11 protein-coding genes and 1 pseudogene are annotated in these 12,443 nt (G+C 73.7%); 4 read left to right on the top strand and 8 right to left on the bottom strand.

The window, feature by feature from the left end:
• Positions 1-30: 30 nt before the first annotated feature.
• The 3 genes and pseudogenes from RLT57_RS16950 to RLT57_RS16945 all read right to left on the bottom strand — a co-directional run bounded on the left by RLT57_RS16950 (position 31) and on the right by RLT57_RS16945 (position 1,788).
• Complete coding sequence (locus RLT57_RS16950; protein ID WP_311300743.1) at positions 31-789, bottom strand: phosphoglyceromutase; 759 nt, start codon at positions 787-789, stop codon at positions 31-33.
• Positions 790-1,313: 524 nt separating this feature from the next.
• Positions 1,314-1,412, bottom strand: a pseudogene (locus RLT57_RS33395) (hypothetical protein); the annotation flags it as partial.
• Between the two features lie 31 nt (positions 1,413-1,443).
• Positions 1,444-1,788, bottom strand: a complete 345-nt coding sequence (locus RLT57_RS16945) for a helix-turn-helix domain-containing protein (RefSeq protein WP_311298242.1) — start codon at positions 1,786-1,788, stop codon at positions 1,444-1,446.
• 113 nt (positions 1,789-1,901) lie between these two features.
• On the opposite strand from RLT57_RS16945, the gene RLT57_RS16940 reads away from it, so the two are divergent.
• Complete coding sequence (locus tag RLT57_RS16940; RefSeq protein ID WP_311298241.1) at positions 1,902-2,471, top strand: ATP-binding protein; 570 nt, start codon at positions 1,902-1,904, stop codon at positions 2,469-2,471.
• An 11-nt stretch (positions 2,472-2,482) separates the two neighbouring features.
• On the opposite strand, the gene RLT57_RS16935 is transcribed toward RLT57_RS16940, so the two are convergent.
• The 5 genes from RLT57_RS16935 to mshA all read right to left on the bottom strand — a co-directional run bounded on the left by RLT57_RS16935 (position 2,483) and on the right by mshA (position 8,887).
• Positions 2,483-4,132 carry a SulP family inorganic anion transporter gene (locus tag RLT57_RS16935; RefSeq protein ID WP_311300742.1) on the bottom strand — a complete coding sequence of 550 codons (1,650 nt, stop codon included), beginning with the start codon at positions 4,130-4,132 and terminating at the stop codon, positions 2,483-2,485.
• A gap of 74 nt (positions 4,133-4,206) precedes the next feature.
• Entirely contained in the window at positions 4,207-4,557 is a 351-nt protein-coding gene (locus RLT57_RS16930; protein WP_311298240.1) for an ArsR/SmtB family transcription factor, read from the bottom strand.
• A gap of 478 nt (positions 4,558-5,035) precedes the next feature.
• The gene (locus RLT57_RS16925) at positions 5,036-6,202 is read right to left on the bottom strand and encodes a UDP-N-acetylglucosamine--N-acetylmuramyl-(pentapeptide) pyrophosphoryl-undecaprenol N-acetylglucosamine transferase (protein WP_311300741.1); all 1,167 of its coding nucleotides are present in this window, start codon (positions 6,200-6,202) and stop codon (positions 5,036-5,038) included.
• Positions 6,203-6,759: 557 nt separating this feature from the next.
• Entirely contained in the window at positions 6,760-7,242 is a 483-nt protein-coding gene (locus tag RLT57_RS16920) for a YbjN domain-containing protein (protein ID WP_311300740.1), read from the bottom strand.
• Positions 7,243-7,498: 256 nt separating this feature from the next.
• Positions 7,499-8,887, bottom strand: coding sequence for a D-inositol-3-phosphate glycosyltransferase (gene mshA, locus RLT57_RS16915; protein WP_311298239.1), 1,389 nt, complete (start codon positions 8,885-8,887; stop codon positions 7,499-7,501).
• 281 nt (positions 8,888-9,168) lie between these two features.
• On the opposite strand from mshA, the gene RLT57_RS16910 reads away from it, so the two are divergent.
• The 3 genes from RLT57_RS16910 to RLT57_RS16900 all read left to right on the top strand — a co-directional run bounded on the left by RLT57_RS16910 (position 9,169) and on the right by RLT57_RS16900 (position 12,437).
• Complete coding sequence (locus tag RLT57_RS16910; RefSeq protein WP_311298238.1) at positions 9,169-9,963, top strand: class I SAM-dependent methyltransferase; 795 nt, start codon at positions 9,169-9,171, stop codon at positions 9,961-9,963.
• 140 nt (positions 9,964-10,103) lie between these two features.
• On the top strand, positions 10,104-10,493 hold the full coding sequence (locus RLT57_RS16905) for a hypothetical protein (protein ID WP_311298237.1): 390 nt from the start codon (positions 10,104-10,106) through the stop codon (positions 10,491-10,493).
• Between the two features lie 432 nt (positions 10,494-10,925).
• Positions 10,926-12,437 (top strand): PP2C family protein-serine/threonine phosphatase, encoded by a 1,512-nt coding sequence (locus tag RLT57_RS16900; protein WP_311298236.1) that lies wholly within the window; start codon positions 10,926-10,928, stop codon positions 12,435-12,437.
• Positions 12,438-12,443: the final 6 nt, after the last annotated feature.

Genomic DNA, 12,443 nt, shown 5'->3' with positions numbered 1-12,443 from the left:
CGCAGACAGGGGGCATGATCGCGCTAAGGACTACTTCTTGCCCTGGTTCTTCACGGCCTCGATGGAGGCCGCCGCGGCGTCCGGGTCGAGGTAGGTGCCGCCAGGGGTGAGGGGGCGGAAGGAGGCGTCCAGGTCGTAGGCGAGGGGGATGCCGGTGGGGATGTTGAGGCCGGCGATGTCGGCGTCGGAGATGTTGTCGAGGTGCTTGACGAGGGCGCGCAGGGAGTTGCCGTGGGCGGCGACGAGGACCGTGCGGCCGGCGAGGAGGTCGGGGACGATGCCGTCGTACCAGTAGGGCAGCATCCGGTCGACGACGTCCTTGAGGCACTCGGTGCGCGGGCGGAGCTCCGGCGGGATCGGGGCGTAGCGGGGGTCGTCGGACTGGGAGAACTCGCCGCCGTCGGCGAGGACCGGCGGCGGGGTGTCGTAGGAGCGGCGCCAGAGCATGAACTGCTCCTCGCCGAACTCCGCGAGGGTCTGCGCCTTGTCCTTGCCCTGGAGCGCGCCGTAGTGCCGCTCGTTGAGCCGCCAGGAGCGGCGGACCGGGATCCAGAGCCGGTCGGCCGCCTCCAGGGCGAGCTGCGAGGTACGGATCGCCCGCTTCAGGACCGAGGTGTGCAGTACGTCCGGGAGCAGGCCGGCGTCCTTGAGCAGCTCGCCGCCCCGGATCGCCTCCTTCTCGCCCTTGTCGTTGAGATTGACGTCCACCCACCCGGTGAACAGGTTCTTCGCGTTCCACTCGCTCTCGCCGTGGCGGAGCAGGATCAGCTTGTACGCAGCAGCAGCCATGCCATCGAGGGTAGTGGAACCTCCCGGACGCCTCCCGGGCGCCCTCAGCGGTACGCGCCCCTTCCGCTGACCCCGGCGGGGCGACGGGCCCTGCCGACCCCGTCGGACCCTGCCGGAGTGCTCCGGCAGGGCCCGACGGGGTCGCGACTCCGGCGCGGGGTGAGCGGGAGAAGCGGTCCGCCCTGAGAGCGGTGAGGAAGGCGGTCCAGCCGGCCGGGGTGAGCGCCAGGTGCGGACCTCGGGGTCCTTGCTGTCCCTGACGGGCACGACGCCGGGCACGACGCCGGGCACGACGCCGGCGACCTCCACGCAGTCGCCACCGGCGGCGTTGCTGTGCGTGGTCTTACGCCACCGGCCGACCTCCACGCAGTTGCCGCCCTGACCTCCGCTTCAACTCGACTTGTACCAGTCCAGCCCGTGCGACGTGTCGTTGGCCATGCGCTGTACTCGCCCTTCGCAACGGAACGGATGAGATCAAGCGACTCGCCCGGGTCCAGGGCCACCGGTTGCGGGAGATCGTAGGCTGAGTCAGCCGCAACCACGTCCTCACGCCTCTCCATAATCCGGCCACTCGGCATTCCCTCCTCGTCAACCACGTCATTGCGCTCTTCGTAGCTCCAGATCCTGAACGAGCCGTCGAGCCCGGCATGGTCGTCAGGACCCAGGGGTGACCTGCGCCTCGTAGATCCGGATCCTGGCGGCCCGCCGCTCCTCCTTGGCGGCGCCCCGGTACCACTCCGGATGCGTGTCAGCCAACACCCGCTGCAGGATCCGCTGGAACCGGTCCCCCGTCTCCAGTGCCGCGTCCACCTCCCTGCTGGACTCCAGCGACGGTGTCCGCCGCGCCGCCTCCACGTTCCCGACCTGCCGGAAGCTGTAGCCGGTGCAGGCGGCCAGCGCCCGCAGGGTCAGTCCCTTGGCCTCGCGCGCCGCCCGTGGCTCCTCGCCGTAGAAGCGCAGCCACGAACCCTCCGGCAGCTCTTCCTCCGCTCGGCCCATGGCTCACCCTCTTCAGTATTCGGACGCGTCCGGAGACGCCCGGTCCTTGTTACGCACCGTCGAGGCAGTTCAGCCTAGGAGTAACAAGGGCCACCTGAAGCCCCAACGGCAAAATGATGAAACTCAGAAAGGCCAGGCACGACATGGGAGTCCCGATCGCGGTGGTGATGTCCACGGACTACGAGAAAGACCAGCCGCGGGTCTACACGCCCCCGCAGCGGCTGTGGCCGGCCACCCCGGCCGGTGTCCACCGGGCTCGCCACACGCTCACCGATCAGCTCGCTGAGTGGGGCATGGCCGAACTGGCCGACGACGCCGCGCTGGTGCTGTCCGAACTCATGACCAACGCGCACCGCCACGGCCGCCTCACCGACCACGAGATCGGCACCAGCTTTCTCCGGGCGGACCAGGGCGTGATCCTCGAAGTGCACGACGCCCGCCCGGAGCGCCCGGCCGTCAACACCGCCCTGGACCCCACCGCAGAACACGGCCGGGGGCTCACCATCGTGGACGCGGTCACCGACGGCTGTTGGGGCGTCACCGACCGGGACGGTCCCGGCAAAGTGGTGTGGGCGGCGGTGCTGGGCATCGACGCCCTCATGGCCGTGACCGACCCGCGCGACACGCCGTGCGGGCGACTCGACACCTCCGCGGCGCAGGGACCGGGCCGAGCCGGCGGGTGACGCGGTGGAGCTCACCGGACCGCGGCGGCCTGCTCGGGGTGGGGCGGGTCGGGGAGCAGGCCGGTGCCGTGGAGGTGGGCTCGGGCGTAGGCGATGGCCTCAGGTGTGCCGGGGAAGACGCGGCCGGCTTCGTGCAGCCGGTCCAGGACGCCGAGGGCGTTCAGGCGGCTGCGGTGGTCCTCGCGTACTCCGGAGACCAGGACCAGGGTGCCGCGGCGGCTGAGCTTGTCGATCGCGTCGCCCAGCACCTTCGCGCCGGAGGAGTCCAGCGCGGACACCCGCGACATCCGCAGGATCACCACGCGGATGTCGGCCTGCTCGGTGAGCTCCAGCAGGAAGCGGTGGGCGGCGGTGAACAGCAGCGGGCCGTCGATCCGGTAGGCGACGATGTGTTCCGCCAGCAGCCGCTGCTCCTCCTCGTGGTGGTCGGCCGGGATCAGGTCCGCGTACAGCGGGACCTGGTCCAGCCGGGCCGCGCGGGCGACCTGGCGGAGCGCGAGAACGCCGGCGGCCAGGAGGCCGACGATGACGGCGTTGACCAGCGTGGAGGCCAGAGTGACCACGGCGGTCAGCCCCATGACCAGGGCCTCGCCGCGCCCCGAGCGGGCCAGCGCCCTCAGCGAGCCGACCTCGACCATGCGGACCGCGGTGGCGATCAGCACTCCCGCCAGCGCGGCCAGCGGGATGCCCGCGACCAGGGGGGCGGCGGCGAGCACGATCACCATGAGCACCGCGGCGTGGACCAGGGCGGACAGGCGTGAGACCGCGCCGGTGCGGACGTTGACGGCGGTACGGGCGATGGCGCCCGTCGCGGCGACCCCGCCGAACAGCGGCGCGGCCAGATTGGCCAGCCCCTGCCCGAACAGCTCCCGGTTGCTGTCGTGCCGTTCCGCCACGCTCATCGCGTCGGCGGCCGAGGCCGACATCAGCGACTCCAGCGCCGCGAGTACGGCGACGGCCAGCGCGGAGGGCAGCAGCCCAAGCACCTGCCCGGCCTCCACGAACGACAGCGAGGGGGCGGGGAGGCCGGCGGGCAGGTGCCCGATCGTGGCGACGTGCAGGTGGGCGGACCGGACGAGCAGGGTCGCGAGAACGACGGCCACCAGGGAGAACGGCACCGAGGGCCGCAGACGCGCGCCGAGGAGCATCAGAGCGACGACGCCGGCGGCCATCAAGGCGGCGGTCCAGCCGGGGTCCGCGGCGAAGTCCCGGGCGGCCCTGGCCGCGACCACGGCCGGGTTGTCGCCGGCCGGGGCCTTCACGCCGAGAGCGGCAGGGACCTGCTGGAGGGCGATGACGGCGGCGATGCCCAGGGTGAAGCCCTCCACCACCGGGACCGGCACGTACGCCATCCACCGCCCGGCTCGGGCCAGCGCCAGGACGATCAGGAGCACCCCGGCGAGCAGGCCGACCGTCAGCACGCCGTTCAGTCCGTACCGGTGGACGATCGGGACCAGGACCACGGTCATGGCGCCGGTCGGACCGGTCACCTGGAGGTTGGAGCCGCCGAACACCGCCGCGACCGTCCCGGCGATCACGGCGGTGACCAGGCCGGCCTCCGCCCCCGCACCCGACGAGATGCCGAATCCGAGGGCCAGGGGCAGCGCGACGATCGCGACGGTCAGTCCGGCCGTCAGGTCCTTGCGCGGGGAGCGGCCCATGGTGGCCAGGGTCCGCCGGTTTGGCAGCACCGAACGGAGCCGGTCCAGCGCGGCCGCGCCGATCTGCCGGGCGTTCACGCGACCCGACCTGCCGCGGCCTCGGCTTCGCGGAGTTCGGCCAGGAGATCCTGCTGCCCCGCCAGCAGCTCGGTCAGGATCCGGCGGGCGGCACGCATCAGATCGGCGACGTCGGTGCCCGCGAGCGCGTAGGTGACGGTGTCGGCCTCCCGGGTGGAGACCACGATGCCCGAGCGCCGCAGCACCGCGAGCTGCTGGGACAGGTTGGAACGCTCGACCTCGATGTTCGCGAGCAGGTCGCGTACGGGCATCGGACCGTCCTGCAACAGCTCCAGCACCCGGATCCGCACGGGGTGCCCGAGCATCCTGAAGAACTCCGCCTTCGCTTGGTACAACGGGACCGGCACAGTCCTCAGCTCCCCATCCGCTTCTCGTCCCCCGACCGGGGTGACCTCGACGCCCTGGTCACGGGCCGTCAGCGGCGCCTCGCGGGGCACGGCGACCCGGCAGCGCCGCCATCGCGTACTATGTCACCAAGTGAAGAAATCTTCAATTCATGACATGAGGGATGCGTCCGGTGGCGGACCTGCGCTACGGGAAAGGGCGGGGCGGGCAGGGCGGCCGGACCGGAGGGCGGGGCGCGATCCGGCTGTCCCGCGCGCGGGGCCGTGCCCCTGTTCGCCCCGCTCTCGTCGTACACCGCGGTGGTCGAGCGGATTTCACCACCGGAGCCACCACCGGTTCGTGCCGCCGGTTCGTGCCGCCGGTTCGTGCTGTCCGGGGAACCCGCCGCCGGGCCGCTCCCGTCGGGCGCCCGCGCGACGGAGGTGCGGCGGTGCGTGCGTATGACAGGCCCTGGCTCCCCGCCCGTACCCGCGTACGGCGCTACCGCTGGGGCTCGTAGAAGTTGACCGGAACGACGGAGAGGAGGACGTCGACGAGGCGGTCGGCGGCGTCGGGGCGGCCCTGGGCGCGGGCGCGTTCGGCCATCGCGGAGCGGCGGGACGGGTCGGTGAGCAGCGGGGCGACGGCGTCGCGCAGGCGGTCCGGGGTGACCTCGCCGACGAGGGCGACCGCCGCGCCGGCCTCTTCCAAGTGGCGGGCGTTGTGGGCCTGTTCGTTGCCGGCCGCGGTGGCGAGCGGGATGAGGACGGCGGCCTTGCCGAGCGCGGTCAGCTCGGCGATCGTGCCGGCGCCGCTGCGGGAGATCACCAGGTCGGCGAGGGCGAGGACGTCGGGCAGCTCGGGGCCGACGTACCCGGTCAGCAAGTAGCGGGAGGCGAGTTCGCCGGGCAACGACGCGGTGTGGCGCCGGAGTTCGGCGAGGTTGGCCGGCCCGCACTGGTGGATGACGTTGGCGTACGGCAGCAGCCACGGCAGGACGTCCCGTACGACGGTGTTGATCTGCTGCGACCCCTGGGCGCCGCCGGTGACGTAGACGGTGGGCAGCCGGCGGTCGAAGTACTGGAGGTTGAGCGCCTGGAGCGCCTTCTCCGGTTGCCCGGACAGGACTTCGGGCCGTACCGGGTTGCCGGTGACCGCCGCGGTCGCGCGGGCCGACTCGGGCAGCAGCGGCAGCGTCGAGGGCGAGGACACAGCCACGCGGGTCGCCCGGCGGGCGAGCGAACGGTTGGCCAGGCCCAGGCGGACCGTCTGCTCGTGCACCACCAGCGGGCGCCGGCACATCTTCGCGGCCATGCCGACCGGTACGGCGACGTACCCGCCGGTGGCCAGCACCACGTCCGGCTGGAAGCCGGAGACGATACGGCGGGCCTGGGCGACGCCCAGCGGCACCCGGCCCATGTCCCTGACGTTGGCGGGCGAGACCAGCTTGAGCGGATTGGCGGAGCGGCGGATCTTGCCGGTGGCGACCGAGGCGAACCGGATCCCCTCACCGGCCGCGACGCGCGACTCCAGGCTGTCGGCCGTCCCGACCCACAGCACCTCCAGCGCCCGCCCGGCCCCGGCGAGCCTGGCCCGCAGCGTGCGGACCGCGGTGAGCGCGGGGTACGTATGGCCGCCGGTGCCGCCGCCGGTGACGATCAGGCGCAGTGCCCGGCCGGGTTCGGCGGAGGCCGCGAAGCGGTCGGCGGCGCCGTTCAGGGGGGAGTTCGCGGGGTTCACAGGGTTCACAGGGTTCACAGGGGGCTGCCAATCTGCCTACGCCGGGCCGTGACCCGCGCCTGGGGGTACTGGAACATCGCGGACGATAGCAGGGCGGTGCGGCGGGCCTTCGGCGGACGCCTGGCGGCCTTTCACGCAACGGGCCCCGGGCGGTGGGCTTTTGTCGGTCGCGGGAGGGCGGTCGGCTTGTCGGGCAGGGGAGTTGGCGGACCGCGCGGAGCGGGGGGGCGGACGCCGGGGAGCGGTTGGCGGGGGGCAGTTGGCGGGGGCGGTTGGCAGGGGGCAGTAGCGGCGGTCGGTGGTCAGCGGTCGGCCGCAGGCAGGCGGTCGGCGGTTAGCGGTGGCCGCAGGCAGGCAGGCAGGCAGGCGGTCGGCAGGCACCGGGCAGCGGTCGGCCGCAGGTGGGCAGTCGGCAGACGCCGAGAGGCGGTTGGGGGTGGAGGCGGTCGGCCGCGGGTGGGCGGTCGCAGGTCGGCCGCGGGCGGCTACGCCTGCTCGCCTGTCAGATGGGTGAAGGCCGCCAGGTTGCGGGTGGACTCGCCGCGCGCCACCCGCCACGCGTACTCCTTGCGGATGGCGGACGCGAAGCCCAGCTCCAGCAGGGTGTTGAAGGAGCCGTCGGCGTTCTGGACCACCGCGCCGAGCAGCCGGTCGATCTCGTCCACGCTGACCGCGGCGAGCGGCAGCCGCCCGCTCAGGTACACGTCGCCGAGCCTGTCCACCGCGTAACCCACCCCGTACAGCCGGAGGTTGCGCTCCAGCAGCCAGCGGTAGAAGACTTCGTGGTTCTCGTCGGGACGGCGGATGACGAAGGCGTTGACCGAGACGGTGTGACGGCCGACGATGAACTGACAGGTCGTGGAAAGCTTGCGGGTGCCCGGAAGTTGGGTGACGTACGTGCCCGGCGCCGGCGACTCCCAGCTCAACTCGGCGTCACGCAACGCCTCTTCGAGTGTGTGGGCTGCGATGCGTTCGGCGTCAGAGCGGGTGTCGGGGCCGCTGTCGCCCTCCGGCGAGGCGTCCCAGGCGGGATCGGGAGCGCCGCGGGGGGCGGGATCGCCACCGGAAGCGGGGCCGGGGTCGCCGGGGGCGTACGGCCCGGGACCGCGGCCGGATGCCGCGCCGCCGGCTGCCGGCGCGGCGCCCTGCCCGGCAGCGGCAGCGGGGGGCGGTTCGGCGGCCCGATGGTGTTCGTCCCGCGGGCTCTCCGGACTCCGGTGCTGCTCAGCCATGGGCCGATCGTAGGTGACGCCGGTGCTCGTACTGCGCCTCCGCGTACACCTCGGCCGTGTTCGCCGCCGCCGTGTCCCAGCCGAAGTCGCGGGCGTGCCGGGCCGCCGCCTCGCCGAGGACGTCCCCCAGCCGCGGCTCGTCCACGAAGCGGCGCAGCGCGGCGGCGTAGTCGCGCGGGTCGTGCCCGGCCACCAGGAGTCCGGTACGGCCGTCGCGCACCGCGACCGACAGGCCGCCGACCGCCGCCGCGATCACCGGTGTCCCGCACGCCTGCGCCTCGATGGCGACCAGCCCGAAGGACTCGCTGTGCGACGGCATGACCAGAACGGTCGCCGCCCGGTACCAGTCCGCGAGCCGCTCCTGGTCCACCGGCGGCTGGAACCGTACGACATCGCACACCCCGAGCCGCGCGGCCAGCTTGTGCAGGGCCTCCGGCTTGGCCAGTCCGCTGCCGCTCGGGCCGCCGACCACCGGCACGACCAGCCGGTCACGCAGCCCCGGGTCCTGCTCCAGCAGCACCGCGACCGCGCGGATCAGCACGTCGGGGGCCTTCAGCGGCTGTATCCGGCCGACGAACAGCGGGACCAGCGCGTCGACGGGAAGCCCGAGGCGGACCCGGGCGGCGGCGCGGCCCGCGGGACCGGCGGCGGCAACACCCGCGCCGTGGCCGCTGCCCGCGGGACCGGCGGCGCCCGGCCGGAAACGGTCCAGGTTGACCCCGGGGTGCACCACCGCGATCTTGCCGGGCGCGGCGGCGTAGTGCCGGGCCAGCTCGCCCGCCTCCTCGTCGGTGTTGGCGATCAGCCGGTCGGCGGCGGCCACGATCTGCGTCTCGCCGATCACCCGGGCGATCGGCTCCGGGCAGTCGTCCTCGGCGAGGGCGGCGTTCTTCACCTTGGCCATGGTGTGCATGGCGTGCACCAGCGGCACGCCCCAGCGCTGGGCGGCCAGCCAGCCGACCTGGCCGGACAGCCAGTAGTGGGAGTGGACGAGGTCGTAGTAGCCGGGGCGCTGGCCGGCCCACGCCTGCATCACGCCGTGCGTGAACGCGCACAGCTGCGCGGGCAGGTCCTCCTTGGCCAGCCCCTCGTACGGCCCCGCGTCCACGTGCCGCACCGCCACCCCCGGCGCCAGCTCCACCTCGCAGGGCAGGCCGCCGGTGGTGGCCCGGGTGAAGATCTCCACCTCGACGTCCCGCTCGGCGAGCCGTCTGGCCAGCTCCACGATGTACACGTTCATACCGCCGGCGTCACCCGTACCGGGCTGGTGCAGCGGCGAGGTGTGCACGCTCAGCATCGCCACCCGCCGCACCCGCCGACCGCCGCCCCACCGCGGCGCCGCGCCGCGGAGTGCGCCCAGCCGGGACGTGTACGTGGTCACCATGCGTTCCTTCCGGCAGCCGTACCCCGTCGTCAACCTTGCCCAACGCCGGAATGTCGGATTCCATTTCCCTGTTGCCGAACTGATACGTGGGGGAGGCAATTAATTTTTCGACGGCCGGGTGCACGTGCGCCGTGCTGCGCGGGCCGGGACTGGGAGCGGCGCCCTCCCGGACGCCGGGGCCCTCGCGCGGGCGGGAGCCGTGGCTTGCCCAGGGCGGGAGCCGATGGTGCGGGTGGGTCGCTAGAGGGGGATCGCAGGCGGCAGCCTAATCTCGGGGGATGGGTGGGGTGCGGCCGGTCGGGGTGGTGACCAGGGGAACGACGAATCCGAACCGGTTGCGGCGGATGGACCGGTGGATCGCCGCGACGTGCGGGTGGCAGCTGCGCGGCGCCGCCGACCCGCTCGCCGTGGACCTCGGGTACGGGGCCGCGCCGTGGACGGCCGTCGAGTTGCTCGGGCGGCTGCGGGCGGTCCGGGCGGACGCCGAGGTGGTGGGCATCGAGATCGACCCGGGCCGGGTCGCCGCCGCGCAGCCGTACGCCCGGGACGGCCTGACCTTCCGGCACGGCGGCTTCGAGGTCCCGCTGCCCGGGGGCCGGCGCCCGGTGCTGATCCGGGCGGCGAACGTCCTGCGGCAGTACGGCGAGGCGGAGGTCGGCGCCGTCTGGGACCGGCTGCGGGCACGGCTCGCTCCCGGCGGGCTGCTGGTCGAGGGCACCTGCGACGAGATCGGGCGGCGCCACGTCTGGGTCGCCGTCGGCCCCGAAGGCCCCCGCACGGTCACCTTCGCCACCCGCCTCGCCTCCCTCGACCGCCCCTCCGACCTGGCCGAACGCCTCCCGAAGGCGCTGATCCACCGCAATGTGCCGGGCGAGCCGGTCCACTCCTTCCTGACCGCGTTCGACCGCGCCTGGGCCGCAGCCTCCCCACTGTCCGCCCTGGGCGCCCGCCAGCGGTGGGCACGGGCGGTACGGGACCTGCGCGCGTCCGGCTGGCCGGTGGTCGACGGCCCGGCCCGCTGGCGCCAGGGCGAGGTCACGGTGGCGTGGGCGGCGCTGGCGCCGCGGGCCTGAGCAGCCGACCCGCCCGGGGGACGTCGCTGCCGGGCTGCGGACACGGGACAGCGCGACCGCTCCCGGGGGCGGCACCGAGCCGTTCAGCCGCGCCGTTCAGGCCCGGGGGGGTCGGCCTGCGTGACTTCAGCAAGATCACCGTGGGCGCGTTCAACTCCTCCGCCGCGTTCCGCGACTATCTGCGGCTGAAGCTGCTCGACCTCGGTCCGGCGCTGAACGCCGTCGACTCCGAGCGCCAACTCGTCCGGCTGGGACTGGACGTCAAAGAACAGATCCACGCCTCGCGAGCCGAGAGGGAACAGGCCAGGCACAAGCGGTTCCTCACCGCCGGCGGCGCGGCGGTGGGCACGGTGGGAGCCGCGCTCATCGCGGTCCACGGTCCCGCGCTGGAGTCCGCCGTCGCCACGCTCGGGACCCGCGGCGGCATTTGGGGCATGATCAGCGCCCTTTCCGATAACAGCACCAAACGCCTGCGCGAGGACAGGTGGCACTCCATGTGGACGCTTTCCCGCAAGGCCGGTTTCTCGTAGGTGAGACGTCGCCGGCGTCTTTTCCGGTCATGGTCGCGGGTCTCCACGGGCACCCGGGCCGGACTCGCGGCGTCCGGCCCAGTGGCCACCACGGCCGACCCCCGGTCCTCGCAGCGGCGACCGTTTCCGGGACCGGACCCTCGGGGGTGGAGCGCCCCGGACACCCGCGACCACTGTTTTACGGATATTCCACCCCATGGCGGGCCCTTGGGGTCGTTGGGGTTCGACAGGAAATCCGGGGCAAGGTTGCAGCTCATTCGCGTGATCTTTGTCATGTGCGGAGCCACGCTTTCCGCTCGAAATCCCGCTCTGGCCACGGATTATCACGCTGGCGGCCGGATTGCGGGCCTCCCGTGACGACCTCCCCTGCCACTAGGGTCACCTGACCGAATGCCCGGACCCCGTCCCCGGGCGGGGAGAAGGAGTCGCTTGATGTCCGCTGCCGAGCGTGACACCGAACGGCCCTCGGCCACGCTTCCCGGGCCGGAGGGCCTCGAACGCGTGCCCGCGTACGACGCGGACCGGGCCCGTACGACGGACCAGACCCGTACCGGCGATCCCGCGCGTACCGCGGACCAGGCCCGTGCCACTGCCGCCGCTCCCGCCGCCGCGGGGCAGGTTGTGCTCCCGCGCCAGCGGCAGGACTCCGCGAACCCCACCCTCACCCTGCTGGTCATCGGCGACGACCCGGCGGGCGCCTTCACCGCGCCGTGGTTCCAGGACGGCAGCGGCCCGCGCGTCCGTATCCTCCGGGCCCGTAACCTCACGGCAGCCGACCGGCTGCTCAACCACGACGTGCACTGCGTCCTGCTCGACCTGCCCTCCGCCGTACCGGGCACCCTTGGCGCACCCGCCCGGCCCGCCAGGCCTGGCGGGCCTGGCGGGCCTGGCGGGCCGAGCGGTAGCGGTGCCCAGGGCGGGACCGGCGGACCCGGTGAACCGGCGGCGCCCCCCGCACCGGACACCCCCGACCCGCTGGACGCCCTGCGCCGAGTGCTGCGGCTCGCGCCCACCACCGCCGTCCTCGTCGTCACCGACGGCACCGACGAGGGGCAGGCCGCCGAGGTGGTACGGGTCGGCGCGCAGGATCACCTCGCCCGGCACGAGATCGACGCCGCCACCGTCACCCGGGCCGTCCGCTACGCGGTCGAGCGCAAGCGCGCCGACCTCGCGCAGCGGCAGCTCACCGAGACCCGGCTGCTCGCCCAGGAGAACTCCCGGCTCGAACGCGGCCTGCTGCCCACCCCGCTGCTGCACGGCTCCGCCGGCCTGCGGTTCGCCGCCCGCTACCGCCCCGGCCGCAGCCGCGCCCTGCTCGGCGGCGACTTCTACGACACCGTCCGCACCCCCGACGGCACCGTGCACGCCATGATCGGCGACGTCTGCGGCCACGGCCCGGACGCCGCCGCACTCGGCGTCGAACTGCGCATCGCCTGGCGCGCCCTCACCTTCGCGGGCATCGGCGGGGAGCCCCTGCTCCGCACCCTGCAGGAGGTGCTGGACCACGAACGGGACGACGAGGAGATTTTCGCGACCCTGTCCGTGATCGACATCGCCCCGGACGCGCGCTCGGCCGGCCTCTACCTCGCCGGCCACCCCGCACCCCTGCTCGCCTGCCCCGGCCGGCTACCGGCGCTGCTGCCCTACGAGGACGGCGGCCCGGCGCTCGGCCTGCTCCCGGACGCCCGCTGGGACCGTATCCCGGTCCGGCTCGACGGCGACTGGAGCCTGATGCTCTACACCGACGGGCTGATCGAGGGCCGCGTCGGCGAGGGGACCCGCCGCCTGGGCCAGGAGGGCATGGTCGCCCTCGTCACCCGGTTGCTCGCGGCCGGCCTCAGCGGTGAGGAACTGCTGGACGCGGCCGTGCGCAAGGTACGGGAGCTGAACGGCGGCGAGTTGACGGACGACGTGGCGGTCGTCCTGCTGGAACGGCGCGGCTGAGGTCCA

The sequence above is a fragment of the Streptomyces sp. ITFR-21 genome (assembly GCF_031844685.1).
Classification (GTDB): Bacteria; Actinomycetota; Actinomycetes; order Streptomycetales; family Streptomycetaceae; genus Actinacidiphila.
Note: the sequence above shows the minus strand (reverse complement) of the source record. Positions and strands in the feature narration are given on the sequence as shown.

What these genes read in the sequence shown, in the direction of transcription:
- RLT57_RS16900 (WP_311298236.1), top strand. Translation starts at nt 10,926, where the DNA reads ATGTCCGCTGCCGAGCGTGACACCGAACGGCCCTCGGCCACGCTTCCC.
- RLT57_RS16940 (WP_311298241.1), top strand. Translation starts at nt 1,902, where the DNA reads ATGATGAAACTCAGAAAGGCCAGGCACGACATGGGAGTCCCGATCGCG.
- RLT57_RS16910 (WP_311298238.1), top strand. Translation starts at nt 9,169, where the DNA reads ATGGGTGGGGTGCGGCCGGTCGGGGTGGTGACCAGGGGAACGACGAAT.
- RLT57_RS16950 (WP_311300743.1), bottom strand. Translation starts at nt 789, where the DNA reads ATGGCTGCTGCTGCGTACAAGCTGATCCTGCTCCGCCACGGCGAGAGC.
- RLT57_RS16935 (WP_311300742.1), bottom strand. Translation starts at nt 4,132, where the DNA reads ATGGGCCGCTCCCCGCGCAAGGACCTGACGGCCGGACTGACCGTCGCG.
- RLT57_RS16945 (WP_311298242.1), bottom strand. Translation starts at nt 1,788, where the DNA reads ATGGGCCGAGCGGAGGAAGAGCTGCCGGAGGGTTCGTGGCTGCGCTTC.